This is a genomic window from Alistipes communis, from assembly GCF_006542665.1.
Taxonomy (GTDB): Bacteria; Bacteroidota; Bacteroidia; order Bacteroidales; family Rikenellaceae; genus Alistipes; species Alistipes communis.
This window is the reverse complement of sequence record NZ_AP019735.1, coordinates 427,612-443,421: the sequence shown is the minus strand read 5'-3', so window position 1 is coordinate 443,421 and position 15,810 is coordinate 427,612. Positions and strand designations below refer to the sequence as shown.

At 41.2% G+C, this 15,810-nt stretch carries 15 protein-coding genes; 7 read left to right on the top strand and 8 right to left on the bottom strand.

The genetic code is table 11. The annotated features are described in order from the left end of the window. Position 1 precedes the first annotated feature (1 nt). Genes FMF02_RS01975 through FMF02_RS01955 form a run of 5 tightly spaced genes read left to right on the top strand, consistent with a single transcriptional unit; the run spans position 2 to position 7,659 of the window. Positions 2-2,830, top strand: a complete 2,829-nt coding sequence (locus tag FMF02_RS01975; RefSeq protein WP_141412033.1) for a type I restriction endonuclease subunit R — start codon at positions 2-4, stop codon at positions 2,828-2,830. Between the two features lie 13 nt (positions 2,831-2,843). Beyond that, the gene (locus tag FMF02_RS01970) at positions 2,844-3,545 is read left to right on the top strand and encodes a GIY-YIG nuclease family protein (protein ID WP_118433761.1); all 702 of its coding nucleotides are present in this window, start codon (positions 2,844-2,846) and stop codon (positions 3,543-3,545) included. Between the two features lie 7 nt (positions 3,546-3,552). Further along, positions 3,553-5,106, top strand: coding sequence for a type I restriction-modification system subunit M (locus tag FMF02_RS01965; RefSeq protein ID WP_141412032.1), 1,554 nt, complete (start codon positions 3,553-3,555; stop codon positions 5,104-5,106). A 7-nt stretch (positions 5,107-5,113) separates the two neighbouring features. Then, entirely contained in the window at positions 5,114-6,520 is a 1,407-nt protein-coding gene (locus tag FMF02_RS01960) for a virulence RhuM family protein (protein WP_162502258.1), read from the top strand. Positions 6,521-6,525: 5 nt separating this feature from the next. After that, a complete protein-coding gene (locus FMF02_RS01955; protein ID WP_141412031.1) occupies positions 6,526-7,659 on the top strand; it encodes a restriction endonuclease subunit S in 1,134 nt (377 codons plus the stop codon). Here FMF02_RS01955 and FMF02_RS01950 read toward each other — a convergent pair. Then, positions 7,652-8,209, bottom strand: a complete 558-nt coding sequence (locus FMF02_RS01950; protein ID WP_032943358.1) for a restriction endonuclease subunit S — start codon at positions 8,207-8,209, stop codon at positions 7,652-7,654. The genes FMF02_RS01955 and FMF02_RS01950 overlap by 8 nt on opposite strands. 109 nt (positions 8,210-8,318) lie before the next feature. Between FMF02_RS01950 and FMF02_RS01945 the strand changes: the two genes are divergently transcribed. Next, positions 8,319-8,864, top strand: coding sequence for a restriction endonuclease subunit S (locus FMF02_RS01945; protein WP_225550583.1), 546 nt, complete (start codon positions 8,319-8,321; stop codon positions 8,862-8,864). Here the strand turns inward: FMF02_RS01945 and FMF02_RS01940 are convergent. Then, a complete protein-coding gene (locus tag FMF02_RS01940) occupies positions 8,857-9,972 on the bottom strand; it encodes a restriction endonuclease subunit S (protein WP_141412030.1) in 1,116 nt (371 codons plus the stop codon). The genes FMF02_RS01945 and FMF02_RS01940 overlap by 8 nt on opposite strands. A 58-nt stretch (positions 9,973-10,030) precedes the next feature. Here FMF02_RS01940 and FMF02_RS01935 point away from each other — a divergent pair, with 58 nt between their 5' ends. Further along, positions 10,031-10,957 (top strand): tyrosine-type recombinase/integrase, encoded by a 927-nt coding sequence (locus FMF02_RS01935; protein WP_117513486.1) that lies wholly within the window; start codon positions 10,031-10,033, stop codon positions 10,955-10,957. A 67-nt stretch (positions 10,958-11,024) separates the two neighbouring features. Here FMF02_RS01935 and FMF02_RS01930 read toward each other — a convergent pair whose 3' ends face one another. The 6 genes from FMF02_RS01930 to FMF02_RS01905 all read right to left on the bottom strand — a co-directional run bounded on the left by FMF02_RS01930 (position 11,025) and on the right by FMF02_RS01905 (position 15,794). Then, positions 11,025-11,612 carry a hypothetical protein gene (locus FMF02_RS01930; RefSeq protein WP_117513485.1) on the bottom strand — a complete coding sequence of 196 codons (588 nt, stop codon included), beginning with the start codon at positions 11,610-11,612 and terminating at the stop codon, positions 11,025-11,027. Between the two features lie 242 nt (positions 11,613-11,854). After that, positions 11,855-12,400 carry an inorganic phosphate transporter gene (locus FMF02_RS01925; RefSeq protein WP_225550585.1) on the bottom strand — a complete coding sequence of 182 codons (546 nt, stop codon included), beginning with the start codon at positions 12,398-12,400 and terminating at the stop codon, positions 11,855-11,857. Positions 12,401-12,404: 4 nt separating this feature from the next. Further along, positions 12,405-13,616 (bottom strand): relaxase/mobilization nuclease domain-containing protein, encoded by a 1,212-nt coding sequence (locus FMF02_RS01920; RefSeq protein ID WP_141412029.1) that lies wholly within the window; start codon positions 13,614-13,616, stop codon positions 12,405-12,407. Next, a complete protein-coding gene (locus tag FMF02_RS01915) occupies positions 13,613-14,032 on the bottom strand; it encodes a plasmid mobilization protein (protein ID WP_060385806.1) in 420 nt (139 codons plus the stop codon). The genes FMF02_RS01920 and FMF02_RS01915 overlap by 4 nt, the downstream gene beginning before the upstream one ends. A gap of 314 nt (positions 14,033-14,346) precedes the next feature. Then, a complete protein-coding gene (locus tag FMF02_RS01910; protein ID WP_117513479.1) occupies positions 14,347-15,417 on the bottom strand; it encodes an AAA family ATPase in 1,071 nt (356 codons plus the stop codon). 2 nt (positions 15,418-15,419) lie between these two features. Then, the gene (locus tag FMF02_RS01905; RefSeq protein ID WP_117513477.1) at positions 15,420-15,794 is read right to left on the bottom strand and encodes a helix-turn-helix domain-containing protein; all 375 of its coding nucleotides are present in this window, start codon (positions 15,792-15,794) and stop codon (positions 15,420-15,422) included. Between the last annotated feature and the right edge of the window lie 16 nt (positions 15,795-15,810).

Sequence of the window (15,810 nt, the reverse complement as noted above, 5' to 3'; positions counted from 1 at the left end):
TATGTCAATACAGAGCGAAGCGGCGTTGGAAGCCGGACTGATAGCCACACTTCGGCAAATGGACTACGAGTATGTTCAGATTACCGAAGAAGATAATCTTTATGCCAATTTCAAGCGGCAGTTGGAAATTCACAACAAGAAACAACTGGCGGAAGTTGGCCGTAACTCATTTACGGATGAAGAGTTCGAGAAGATATTAATCTATCTGGAAGGTGGTACTCGCTTTGAAAAAGCAAAGAAGCTTCGCGACCTATATCCTCTTGATACGGCTAACGGACAGCGCATTTGGGTAGAGTTTCTTAATCGTACCCAATGGTGTCAGAACGAATTTCAGGTTTCGAGCCAAATTACGGTGGAGGGACGAAAGAAGTGTCGCTATGATGTGACGATTCTTATCAATGGTCTCCCTTTAGTTCAGATTGAATTGAAACGTCGGGGAGTAGAACTCAAACAGGCATACAATCAGATTCAACGCTATCATAAGACATCCTTTCATGGGTTGTTCGATTATATTCAGTTGTTTGTCATCTCCAATGGTGTGAACACTCGTTATTTCGCCAATAATCCCAATGGCGGATATAAATTTACATTCAACTGGACGGATGCGGCAAACCTGCCATTCAATGAACTGGATAAGTTTGCTGTGTTTTTCTTGGAAAAGTGTACGCTCGGTAAGATTATCGGAAAGTACATCGTATTACATGAAGGTGATAAATGCTTGATGGTGTTGCGCCCATACCAGTTCTATGCAGTAGAAAAGATATTGGATCGAGTGCAGAACTCCAATGATAACGGTTATATTTGGCATACAACAGGGGCAGGAAAGACTTTGACTTCATTCAAAACTGCGCAACTCGTTTCGGAGTTAGATGATGTAGATAAGGTAATGTTCGTTGTCGACCGCCATGACCTTGATACACAAACACAGTCGGAATATGAAGCCTTTGAACCGGGAGCCGTTGACGGTACGGACAATACGGACGAGTTGGTAAAACGTCTGCATAGCAACTCCAAGATTATCATTACCACTATTCAGAAACTCAATGCAGCCGTAAGCAAGACATGGTATAGCAGCAAAATAGATTCGATACGCCATTCTCGTATCGTGATGATATTCGATGAGTGCCATCGTAGCCATTTCGGGGAGAGTCATAAGAAGATTATGCAATTCTTCGATAATGCCCAGATATTCGGATTTACCGGAACTCCAATATTTACAGAGAATGCAGTTGATGGTCATACGACCAAAGAGGTGTTCGGCAACTGCCTGCATCGCTATCTGATTAAGGATGCCATTGCTGATGAGAATGTTCTCGGTTTTCTTGTGGAATACTATCATGGCAGTGAGGAGGTGCAGAACGGCAGTACCAATCGCATGACGGAAATAGCCCAATTCATCCTTAATAATTTCAATAAGTCAACATTTGACGGAGAGTTCGATGCGCTGTTTGCCGTGCAGTCAGTGCCGATGCTTATCCGTTATTACAAGATATTCAAGGAACTGAATCCTAAGATTCGTATAGGTGCAGTATTTACCTATGCAGCCAATGGAAGTCAGGATGATGAACTGACAGGAATGGGTACAGGTTCTTATCTGAATGACAGTGCAGGCGAAGTCGATGAGCTGCAAGCCATCATGGATGACTATAACGAAATGTTCGGCACATCGTTTACGACTGAGAACTTCCGTGCATATTACGATGACATCAACCTGCGCATGAAAAAGAAGCGAGCCGATATGAAGCCGCTTGATCTTTGCCTTGTTGTCGGAATGTTCCTTACCGGTTTTGACAGCAAGAAACTTAATACGCTCTATGTAGATAAGAACATGGAATACCACGGCTTGTTGCAGGCATTTAGCCGGACGAACCGTGTGCTGAACGAAAAGAAACGCTTCGGAAAGATTGTATGTTTCCGTGATTTGAAGAGCAATGTGGATGCTGCTATCAAATTATTCAGTAACAGCAACAATCCGGAAGAAATAGTGCGACCTCCGTTTGAAGAAATCAAACAGGAATACAAGGAACTTGCATCCGATTTTCTGAAGAAATACCCGGACACAAACTGCATAGACCTTTTGCAGAGCGAAACGGCTAAGAAAGAGTTTGTTTTGGCATTTCGTGATATTATCCGTAAACACGCAGAGATTCAAATATATGAGGATTATAGCGAAGAAGCTGATGATCTCGGCATGACGGAACAGCAGTTTATGGATTTCAGGAGTAAGTATCTTGATATCCATGATACTTTTGCACTCGTTGATCCAGCTCCGTCTTCCAAACCGGATGATAATACAGATACTTCGGATGATGGAGACCTCGGCGATGTGGATTTCTGCCTTGAGCTTTTGCATAGCGACGTTATCAATGTGGCATATATCCTTGAACTCATTGCAGAACTTGACCCATATAGTGCCGATTATGCGGAACGCCGTCAGAATATCATTGACACGATGATTAAGGACGCTGAAATGCGCAGCAAAGCCAAACTTATCGATGGCTTCATTCAAAAGAATGTGGATGACGATAAGGAAAACTTCATGATGCAGCGAGGCAAGGTTGACGGTACAAGCGATTTGGAAGAACGGTTGAACCGCTATATTGCCGTTGAGCGAGAAAATGCCGTCAACTCATTGGCTGAGGAAGAGGATATATCGTCATCGGTATTGAATCACTTCCTTAAAGAATATGATTACCTGCAAAAAGAGCAGCCAGAAATCATACAAAAAGCATTGAAAGAGAAGCATCTCGGCCTGATAAAAACGAGAAAGGCGTTGGCAAGGATTTTAGACAGATTGCGTAATATCATACGCACTTTCAGTTGGGATTAAAAGGAATACAGATATGGTAAAGACAAATGAACCAGGATATGTGTATATCTTGACTAATCCAAGTTTTCGTGAGGATTGGGTCAAGATCGGTAAAAGTGCGCGACCTGTTGATATACGTTCCAAGGAACTTGATAATACGGCAGTTCCGTTGCCTTTTGAGATTTATGCAACCATTCAGACTGTCAAATATAACGATGTTGAAAAACATGTACACAAGACCATCGACCGGTTGACGGATTTGCGTATTCGCCAGAATCGGGAGTTTTTCAATGTGCCGCCGCAAATAGCTTTGGATATATTCAATGACATAGCCAAGATGATTGATGATGCGGTTGTCACGGTCTATGTAGATAATAAACCGGTTTGTCATAATGAAAAAGAATCGTTGTCTGTAATGCAGAAACGAACCGTAAAACGAGGACGTTTCAAATTCAGCATGGTCGGTATTAAAATAGGCGAATGCGTTACCTTTATTCCTACGAATACAGAAGTCAAGGTGGCAAGCGATGATTCCGTTGAATATGAAGGGCGTATTTATAAATTGTCCCCTTTTGTCGGTACGTTTATGCCAGAAGAGAAACGGAATACATCAGGTGCATATCAAGGGGCAAAATATTTCTCATATAAAGGGAAAGTGCTGGATGACCTGAGAAGTATAATAGAGAGCAATATACCATTGCCGGAAAGTGATGTAATACAGAATAATATAGAGTAATAAAGATATGAGCGAAGAACTGCAACAGAAACTCCGTGACCAGCTTTGGGAGGTCGCAAACCGTTTGCGCGGCAATATGTCGGCAAGCGATTTCATGTATTTTACCTTGGGCTTCATTTTCTACAAATATCTGTCGGAGAAGATAGAAACGTATGCTAACAGTGCTTTGGAGGATGATGAAGTTACATTCAAGAAATTATGGGAAATGCCCGATTCGGATGCTGCGGAATTGCAGGAAGAGGTCAAGAACCAGTGCTTGGAAAATATAGGCTACTTCATTGAACCGAAATTCTTGTTTTCTTCCGTAATCGAAGCTATCAAGCGGAAAGAAAATATACTTCCGATGCTGGAGCGTTCATTGAAACGCATTGAGGATAGTACGCTCGGACGTGACAGTGAAGAGGATTTCGGTGGTCTGTTTTCGGATATTGACCTTGCTTCCCCTAAGCTCGGAAAGACAGCAGATGACAAGAATACGCTTGTTAGCAATGTTCTGCTTGCACTCGATGACATAAAGTTTGGTGTGGAGGCATCGCAGGAGATTGACATTTTGGGCGATGCTTATGAGTATATGATTAGCCAGTTTGCTGCCGGTGCAGGCAAGAAAGCAGGTGAGTTCTATACTCCGCAAGAGGTCAGCCGTATATTGGCGGAGATTGTTACTCTTGGACATAACCGTTTGCGTAATGTTTACGACCCTACCTGCGGTAGTGGTTCACTGTTGCTCCGTGCTGCAAGTATTGGCAAGGCAGCATATATCTACGGACAGGAGAAGAATCCGACAACCTACAACCTTGCCCGAATGAATATGTTGCTGCATGGCATCCGCTTCAGCAGCTTCAAAATAGAGAATGGCGATACACTTGAATGGGATGCATTCGATGATATGCAGTTTGATGCGGTGGTTGCAAATCCTCCTTTCTCTGCCGAATGGAGTGCCGCCGACAAATTTAACAACGACGACCGTTTCAGTAAAGCAGGACGGCTTGCCCCTAAGAAAACAGCCGACTATGCTTTTATCCTGCACATGGTTCATCATCTCAATGAAGGTGGTACGATGGCTTGCGTTGCTCCGCACGGAGTTCTGTTCCGAGGGAATGCAGAGGGTGTTATACGCCGCTTCCTGATAGAGAAGAAAAACTATATCGATGCTATTATCGGTTTGCCAGCCAATATATTCTATGGTACAAGTATTCCGACCTGTATTCTCGTATTGAAGAAATGCCGTAAGGAAGACGATAATATCTTGTTCATTGATGCCAGCAAAGAGTTTGAAAAGGTCAAGACCCAGAACAAACTCCGGCCTCAGCATATACAGAAGATTGTAGAAACCTACCGTGACCGCAAGGAAATTGAAAAGTACAGTCATCTTGCTACGTTGCAGGAGGTTGCCGAAAATGACTATAATCTGAATATTCCTCGCTATGTCGATACTTTTGAGGAAGAAGAGCCTATCGACATCAAAGCTGTGATGGCTGAAATAAAGGAATTGGAAGCCAAGCGAGCCGAACTGGATAAGGAGATAGAGATCTATTTGAAAGAATTGGGGCTGGTTGAATAATTACACTATGGCAGAGATAGACAACATCCCCGAAATGCGTCCATCATTCGGCAATATACGCCGTCAGGATGAGGGCGGAAACGAATACTGGAGTTCTCGCGACCTGTGCGCTGCTATGGGCTATTCGGCTTATTGGAAATTCCAAAGAGTCATAGACAAGGCTATCAAGGTGGCAGGTGAAAAAGGAATGAATGTAGACGACCATTTCAACCAAGCGGTTGATATGGTAAGGATTGGAAGCGGTTCATTCCGTAAGGTCAATATCTTCCGTCTGTCTCGTATGGCATGTATGATTGTTGCCGAAAATGCCGATGTCAAAAAAGTGTTGGTACAACAAGCTCGCGATTATTTTACTCGAACAATTTCGACAAACGAATTGATGCAAAATTCGTTGAGTTCTAACATTTTGCTGTATAAAACGGCGCAAGGCGAGGCACGAATAGAAGTGATATTCAACAGTGAAACATTTTGGATGTCACAAAAGCGTATGGCCGATTTGTTCGGGGTGGATGTACGGACTGTCAACTATCATCTTGGTCAGATTTACGAAACAGGCGAGCTTACAAAAGAGGCAACTATCCGAAAAATTGGGATAGTTCAATCAGAGGGAAAAAGGGATGTGGAACGTACACCTCTGTTCTATAATTTGGATGCTATTATTGCGGTAGGTTATCGTGTCAATAGCTATCAAGCCACCCAGTTTCGTATCTGGGCTACATCTGTATTGAAGGAGTTTATTATTAAAGGATATGCGCTTGATGATGAACGTTTGAAGCAGGGAAAACACTTTGGCAAAGATTATTTTGACGATTTACTGGAGCGTATTCGTGAGATACGTACCTCAGAGCGCAGATACTACCAAAAGATAACAGACATCTATGCCGAATGCAGTGCGGATTACGACCCGAAGTCGGATTGTACCAAATTGTTCTTCAAGATGGTGCAAAACATGATGCACTTGGCTGTAACTCATCGTACTGCTGCCGAAATAGTATATGAACGTGCCGACTCGGAAATGCCGCACATGGGACTGACCACTTGGAAAAAAGCTCCCAATGGCAGAGTACAGAAATCTGATACGATTGTAGCAAAGAACTACTTGTCTGACAAAGAGGTTTCAGAACTCAACGGCGTAACTAACGCATTTCTTGAATTTGCAGAACAGCGTGCTCAACGCCATATCATTACAACGATGGCAGACTGGAAGCAGCGTCTTGAACAGTTTCTTGCTACAATGGACTATCAAGCACAAGATTCAGCCGGTAAAGTTTCTCAAGAAGAGGCACGAGAGAAGGCGTATTGTGAGTATGAAAAATATAAAGTGATTCAAGACCGTTCGTTTATCTCCGATTTCGACCGGTTTAATGATGGTGACAAATTGTTGCCGTTTGATATCAATCCCGATAAAGAATAATGATTATGGCAGATAATAACGAAAATAAAGTCCTCAATGTTCCCCATTTGAGATTCCCTGAGTTTAGTGGAGAGTGGAAGAAACATTCATTAGGTGAAATCGGTGAAACAATTATAGGTTTAACATATAAACCTTCTGATGTTGTAGATAATAACGGAATTATTGTCTTTCGTTCCTCGAATATAAAAAACGGAATGATAGACTATTCTGATTTAGTACGTGTTAATAAACATATTAAGGACAAAATCATTACGAAAGAGAATGATATTTTAGTATGTGCAAGAAATGGCAGCCAACGACTGATAGGTAAAAATGCTATAATAAAACAAGAAGATGCTAACAATACATTTGGGGCATTTATGATGGTATATCGAGCTAACGATAACCCATTTATACTTCCATTACTAAGTACAAAGAAGTATTTTTCGCAAGTGGGAGAAAATCTAGGAGCAAGAATAAATCAGATAACGACATCTGATTTTAACGGATTTGAATTCTACTTTCCTGAGAACCATGCAGAACGCACAAAAATAGCAGAGCTATTTCGACTATTGGATGAGCGTATCGCCACCCAAAACAAAATCATTGAGAAACTGCAATCCTTAATTAAAGGGCTTGCAGTTGCGCTAACTACCAAAGAAAAGGCTAACATTGCAATTTCTCAGTGTTTAGAGTGTCATAGCTCAACACTTCAAGAGAGCGAGGTTTTGTCTAGTGGACTATGCAAAGTGTTTGGTGCAAATGGATTGGTTGGTTATAAAGATGTGCCACAAATGAACGGTGATGCGATACTGGTAATCAAGGATGGTTCGGGTGTTGGTACAGTTTCCTATGCACAGGGCAAATTTTCGGTAATTGGCACACTCAACTATCTTACTGTCATAGGCAACAATGATTTGCGGTATCTGTACTTTGCGCTGTCAGTGTTCAACTTTCAACCGTACAAAACTGGTATGGCGATACCACATATCTACTTCAAAGATTATGGTAAAGCGAAAATATATTGTCCTTCACTTGCTGAACAAAAGCGTGTCGCAAACGTGCTTGACAAATTGGAGAGCAAACTTTTTGTTGAGCAAGAACTTCTTGCGTCATTCAATCAACAAAAACTGTATTTGTTGGGGAAGATGTTTATATGAACATCTTCCTTAATAGATATTGTTTCTGTATTTGATATTTCTGTAATAGTTGCCTTTCAACATCCTCTTTAAGCGATAACACTGAAAGAAGATGACTAATTTCTTTTTGCCTATCTAAATCTGGTATTGGGCATTTTATGTGATTTATATCCTTTAGGTAGGCTGTTTTCATCGTACCTTCAGTTACAACACGTTCAACTTCTTTTTGAAAATATGAAGATTGCATAAAGTAATAAAGAAATTCAACATCAATATTTGTATTAGGGACAATACCTAAAATTCCTTGTTTGGTACAGACTGGATATTTGTTTATAGAAATAGCACCGATTGTTGCTCCATTAGAGTATATAATGGAGTGCGTAGGAATCAGCCATGCTGAAGATTTTTTGAGTCCTAACTCTGTAATATAGTCTTTGTTAGCCGATAAATATTTATTGCTCAAATCGTCTATTTTTATGAAAGGAATGCTGCCGTTATCATAAAATTCTGTATTTGACGTAGTGGGTGTTCCACCCTCACCTGCTTTACTATATAATGTTTCAAATGCCACTAACTGCCCACATTTCAGAGTTATTATATCATCTATAAGCCCTTTAATTAAGGATTGCTGTACAGTAATGTCCGCAATTATTCATCGGTGCTATTCTTCACAAACAAATATGATTCCACTGTCCGAATTACTCAAACAATGTTCTGATAGAAATCGCAGTGGCTCTGATTTGCAAGTTCTTTCGGTTAGTAACAAATACGGATTTATAGCTCAATCAGACCAATTTGAGGACAGAGAAGTAGCAAGCGATGATACCTCAAATTATAAGGTTGTGAAGAAAGGTATGTTTGCATACAATCCTGCTCGTATAAATGTTGGCTCAATAGCATTGTACGAAATGGACAGTAATGGTATTGTTAGTCCCATGTATGTTTGCTTTACTACAAAATCAGAATTATTACCCAGTTATCTAAAGTACTATTTTGCATCACAAACATTCAAACATGAAATGTATAAACGCCTGGAAGGCAGTGTTCGCTTATGTCTTACTTTTGAGGAGTTGTGCAATATAGAAATTCATTTGCCAAGTATTGAGCAACAAAAGAATATCAGTAAGTACATTTCAAAAATCGAAAACAATCTTTCATTAGTGGATAGCATATTTTCTAAATATCAGCAGCAACGAAGATACCTGCTCTCGCAAATGTTTATATGAACATCTGCGAGAGCAAAAATTGCTTCAATTCTTGTAAAATAGAAATGCCCCTTTGTTCGACTTCAAGTTTAGTATAAAAAGCATCAATAATTTTACATATATGCTGTTGCTTTGGTATAGGAGGTAGTCTAATTTCTACCTTTTGAAATATATCCATTCTCAAAGATGGTACAGTAGAACCAACTGAATTTCTAACAAAATAAGAATTTAATGTATTCATAAAATGGTAACAATACTTTGGTATAATACATGAAGCGAAATCCGTTATGGCGTAACACCTTTGGTGTAAAGCAAATTTCCCATTATAATATCGAGGATAAAAACTTTGTCCTTCGCCAGCATAAATAACAGCTTCTTTGTCAAACGAATAAGTTGGAAACCATTTTAATTCTTCTGAACGGTCAAAGAAAGGATACCAATCTTCTTGATGTTCTGTATTAGCATCTTGCACGTCACCAGCACCATTCGTAATATGTGCAATTTCGCCTAAACGTATGGTATGAGCATCTGCTATTGAATGAAAGAGTAAATCTGTTATTGCGGACTTTAGTTTTTTCAAATCCTCAATGATTTTGTTTTGGGTAGCAATGCGCTCGTCTATGAGAGACAATAGACGTGTTATCTTCTTTTGTTCCTCAATGGCAGGATGATAAACTCTAATATGCTTTAAGTTTTCACCATACAGGTGTACGACAGAAACACCTTGGGCGACACGAGCGATGTCTTTTTTACGAGCACCATTAAGTTGATAGGCAAAGAATCCTCCATCATCATGTTTGAGTCTTATGATATTCAAATCTCCACCCAGCAGGATGTTATTAAATGGAACACATCGAGCTGTTGATATGTCTATAGCAGTTTCTCCAGAACATGGGATTATGACATCATTAGCCTTACTTTTAACCAGCGATGATGAATCCAACTCTGTTCTACTATATACCTCATCAATAATTTCAGACTTGTACTTGGTATAAAGTTCACCATACAATATACAAGGAGAGCCCTGTTCAGATAATTGATCTTTAGATATTCCACTGCCTTTTGTTATCTCTGAAATTTTGCCCAATGTAGTTTCCTCCCACTCCTCCGTAAACTCCGGAAATCTCAAATGGGGAACATTACCTATTATATTTCTCTAATTATTAGAACCAATTAAATTCAAGATTATGAATCAGAAGACAATTAGAGAAATTTCGGACGCATGGCGAGAGAACAAGCGACCGTATGTGAAACAATCGACATTGGCAGCCTACATGTTGATTCTTGAAAATCACATTTTGCCAAAGTTTGGTGAGAGTAACGAACTTCATGAAAATGATGTACAAGGCTTTGTGCTTGAAAAGTTGGAAGGCGGATTGAGCATGAAATCTGTTAAGGACATTCTTGTTGTCCTAAAGATGGTTATGAAATTCGGGGTGAAAAACGAATGGATGAACTATTACGAATGGGATATTAAGTACCCAACAGACGTTGCTGGTAAAAAGTTGGAGGTCTTGTCCGTGGCAAATCATAAAAAGATTCTGAACTATATTCAGAGCCACTTTTCCTTTCCGGGACTTGGTATCTATATCAGCCTTAGTACCGGTCTGCGTATAGGGGAGATCTGTGCTTTGAAATGGAGCGACATCAATGTATATGACGGGATTCTAACCGTTAACCGGACGATAGAACGCATCTATATCATAGAAGGAGAGAGAAAACATACAGAGCTGGTCATCAACACGCCAAAGACAAAAAACTCTTGCCGTGAAATCCCGATAAACAAAGAATTGCTTACTATGTTAAAGCCTTTGAAAAAAGTAATTAATGACGATTATTACATTCTTACTAATGATGAGCGTCCGACAGAGCCACGCACATATCGCAACTACTATAAAAGGCTTATGGAGAAACTTGATATTCCCAAGCTGAAGTATCATGGACTGCGTCATAGCTTCGCGACTCGCTGTATAGAAGTCGGTTGTGACTATAAGACCGTTAGTGTATTACTGGGACATTCCAACATTTCGACTACACTGGACTTATATGTTCACCCCAATATGGAACAGAAAAAGCGATGCATAGCTAAGGTGTTCAAGTCACTTGGTAAATAGAGTTATATACAGAGCGAGGAAATTTAGTATCGCAATTTCTTCGCTCTATTTAATTATCACATTTTACTTAATCTGTTTCATCTACAGTGTCAAGTTTAGTTGATATTTTACTCAAGGTTTTCGATATTTCTTCAAGAGAAACTTGAACTGTTTTGTGTGGAGAGACAGAATGGGGTTTGACAAGACCTGCGACCAAATCTTGAGCTGCATCTTCCAATGGACTTTGTACGAGTATGTTAATGCGGTTGACAAAAGTTTTGATGGGAATGATGGAGTTTAAACGATATTTGTCATTATAGCTAACTTCCGTAATTATATTGAAATCCTTATCTTTCCATTTTTGATTAATATCTTCACACCATCCAATAAGGCAGTTCCAAGATTTGCCAGAAGAGATATATACAGGGTTCTGTGAAGTATTGGTGTACATGTTGCGGAATTTATCATCAAGATTGTTGATTAGGTCATCTCCAAAGCTTGTTATCACGTTAGATGCGTCAAATTGGCTCGGATTGGATATTTGCAGAATAAAGGCTTTTTTATTTACAATGATTCGGCAGACGAGATGAGGTCGATGTTCCTCCTCCCACTGGCGTTTGATTTCATTTAGTTGGGCTTGATTTTGTTTTAGAGTTAAAAATGTTACAGCAATCATAGCGAATGATGCAATGGCTCCGATGTAAGAAGCCCAAAAGGAAAGCCATGTCTGCGAATCGCCAATAATCGGGAAGTGAGAAGGTATTTGAAGAACAAAATAATAGGGATTATTAGTAGTAATCCTATAAATAATAAGAAGGATAGATATTTCTTGTTGTATAATTTCATTTCATGTCATGTTAGATGTACTCGACAAAGATAAAGAATTATCTTCAATTGTATTCTTACTCATGTAAATTCCTATCTATCAATTAATCTTTTCAGGATTTTCGATAGCAGAATCGTTATTACCATTCCAATCACAGCTGATACTGTACACCATAAAACAGCCTTCCAAATCAATGCCGAGTGCAAAATCTCCGTATTGACCACTATGATGCTAGCGAAAAAAGAAAATAGGACAACCAGTATGATAATCAAGATATAGAATATCGTGTATGGTATGAAAATATGGCTGTCAACCTTACGGATTTTTCGCTCAGTTTCATTACATTTGTCTTGAATTTGGTGAAGGAACTTATCAAGGACAGTTTGCCCGAATTTTTCCGCCTGTTCCTGCGTCCCTTGTGCAATAGCCACTTTGTACTCTCGTAGAAATTCGAGCAGATTGTCCAGATTTGTAATTATATAATGCACGTTGTCATTCAGGCTGGCAAGTTCCTTGATGTTCTCTTTGAGTAGCCGTTTCTCTTCCTCCAGATATTCATTCTTTGGAGTGGCTTTTATGGATTCCGCTTCATTCATTTCAGCGGAAAAATCGAATTTCTTTTTCATGTTCGGCTTCATAGGCTTATCGTTTTAATCCTGTTTTCGTTTTCTTTCCTAACGAACGGTTGGCAACACGAGCGCATCTGCGAGCCCATTGCAAATCGTCTTCGTCCTTGTCTCTCCACGGAAGGTCGCTTTGCGAACCTCCGCCACCACCTCCAGTTACAACATTCTGCGTATCAAGTAGCCCAACAAAAATAGCTACCGCTATATCAGTAAGCTCTTGACAGTTGGCAACAAACCTGTAATCGAACTCGTCATTGAAACAGTCAAGCACTTTTCCCGGAATATAGAATCGGTATTCCTTGCCTTCATGGTTAAGGGTATAGGGAATCATGTCTGAACGGTCTGCGCGATATTGGGTGTAGTCAATAGGGACAGCCTTATGTTCTGCTGGTTGTTGGACGACTTGGGGAGTATTGTTCTTAATGGTTGTGGTCGGCTGGTGGTGCAGTTTCTTCCATGTTGTAGGAAGTTTCGAGATCATAAGATTTCTGCCGACTCCCAATTCTGAAGCCTTGTATTTGGTATTCCCATGCACGAGTGCATAACCACGGAGAATACCTTGCTTGTCCTCTCGTTCATGCACGGTATAGCCTTTCTGTGCAAGGGCATTCTTATACTCATCCCATGACCATGACGGCATCGCTCTCAACACCTCCATACAGTCCTTGTTCACCTGTGGGATGTTGCGATTTCGGATTTGTGCCGCAGTCGTCCAGCCACGTTTCTTTGCCACTCGCTCTGCTGCACGTTGCGCCCGGAGATGAATATTGTGGTCATTGTTGATATTTCCATCTTCATCCAAACGGCAAACCGCAGCATGGAGGTGGGGGACTTCACCTTTGGATTCCGTATGCAACCAAACCGAGTATTTGCTATTAGCCAAATTGGTTTGGCAAGAACGGACTTTTCCGTTCTTACCGGTAATCACTTGTTTGTCGAACTCCTCTGCGAAGTCGTGCCAGAGTTTTTGCCAGTCCTCGATGTCATAGAATCGGGTATGTTCGGGTGATGGACTCAGCTCGATTCTGATAACGGAGTTCTTTATCGGTCGATGCTGGGATAGGGTCAACTGCATGGAGTTCCATATCCCCATAGCATCCGGTTCTGAGGACAACAGATTGTCCAATACCCGATAGATTTTCTCCGGATGCTTCTTATGCTGTGATTCGCCGGTAATGTAACGGAGGTCGTTTATGCCGTGCGATATGGCTTTGGCTTTCGCAATCATTCTTCTTCGGATTTAGGGGTGGACGGAATTTTGTTCTTCTCTTTTACAGCATTCAGGAACTGGCAGATATTTTCAGCCACATTACCTAATTCTTTCAGCCAGCCCACCATAAACGGAACCTGATTGAACATTGCCATGCGCTGCTTTGTGGACATTCCGTGTAGGGCGGAGGTGTATTTTACGAGGTCTGACCGACAATCGTCCAGATTCTGTAACAGTACCGCTTCTTCTTTCGTGAGCCTTGCTTTTGGCTTGAAGTTATACGCACGTGATAATATGTAGTCACTTACAGTCATGCCGCATTGTCCGGCCAGTGATTTTATATGCTCCTTCTGAGTAGGAGTGACTTTTGCTCCGATGAAGACACTTCTGGTTTCTTTCGAGGAGTCCGATGTATTTTCAATATCTTCTTTCATCTGAATCATTTTATAATGGTTGAATAGGTGCGAGCTTGCGAGTACCGCACCAGCAAGGGAACTGAGCAGGCGAGAGCGCCAATGTACAACCGTAACGCAGTGAGGTTATACCTTGGCATATCTCGCAACAGTTACCTGTTGATGCTTCACGGCAAGCCATATCGGATGCGTATAGTGAACTGGCACTCGGATAGGAAACATAGAATGAAATGAGCCTCTAAAAGAGGGGAGAATATGAATATCTCACATGATGTCTTCCTGCCGACTTTACTTTATTCTTATGTATACGCCCCGACAATAAAGTAAAGTTGAACTCAATAATGGTATTCTGGATTGAAGGCATAATCTTTCCCTTCTTTTATAACCATTTGTTTGTCGCTTAGCAATGTTGCGACCTTTACCGCCTTGTTATAACCGAGTTTTATACCCTGCAATCCGTAACCCTCTTTCAAGCGTTCTATATAATCATCGTAATTGCTGATGTTGCCATTGGCAAAAACGGTATCCAATGCTGGACGATGTACATTCTTTGGAATCTCCTTGTCTGGATCGAACGGTCCTTTGGTTGGTCGTCCGGTCTTCTTCTCTTTGGGCAGATAGGACTCTACCGGTTCGGGCATGGCTTCCTCGTTTATGCGGAAGGCGAAAGGCTCAAACTCACGGTCACGGATATGGACGGCTTCGACCACGCTTACAGCTTTGTCCTCTTTGTCCACTTCGACCTGCATGATGGTTTCCGCTTTATTGTTTAGTTCCGTGCCGATGTGACCACGGGCATGTTCATCATTCTTGTTCTGATGCAAGACGGTATGGATATGGATTTGCCTGTCATCCGTCCACTGCATGAATTTGGAGATGATGTCGGTGGATTCGCTGGAGGAGTTGATGTCGTAAAGGAAATCACGAATGCCATCTATGATGACCAATCCCAAATCCGGTATTGTGCCAATGGCCTGTTCAACTATCGCTAGACGTAGTTTAGGGGAAAACTTGCGCAGAGCCAGCATAATCAGATTATCCGGATTCTTGTATTCCGGCAAGTCGGCCAAACGTAATATGCGTTTCAATACTTGTTGGCAATGATACCGCCCCTGCTCTGTGTCTATGTATAGAATCTTCCGCTTGTTCTCAGGGAACATAGACCGGTAATGAAGTACGGTGCTGCCACTCAATGCCGATGCGACAATGGCTGAAACGTTGAAAGTTTTCTTGCTTTTGGCTTTTCCGATGGAAGCACTGAAGTTTCCCAATGTTCCGATAATGGTATCGTCCACCATCAGAACCATCGGGGAGTGTTCGTATGTACTTGTTACGCTTATTGTAGACTCCGCCATGTAAGCGGCCAATTCTTCCGGAGAAAGAATAATAGTGTCTGTCTTTTCCATCGCTACCAGTTTTTAGGGTTCGGTTTACGGCGATGGGAGGCGAGCAAGGACTCATTCTCGTCCTCGAAACTTTGCGGAGCCGGATTCTTCCGGGAAGATTCCAGCCATCTATCCAGTTCGTCACGATAGATGTAGAGATGCTTTCCTTGTTTTATAACCGGAATATCGTCCTTCTTGACCTTGTAATAAAAGGTCGACAACGGCATTTTAAGATAGTTGCAAGCCTCCTGTACGGTCATGGGGACGTGTGTGTTCTCTTTGGTTTCGTACTGCTTTGAAAGTTTCTCCGTAAGCAGGTTTTCCATACTTGCGATTCTGTCGCATAGTTCGCCTACCACAGTCGGCAGGTCGTTGAATGTCAGTTGGTCTTTTTCCATATTATGACTATTTTAA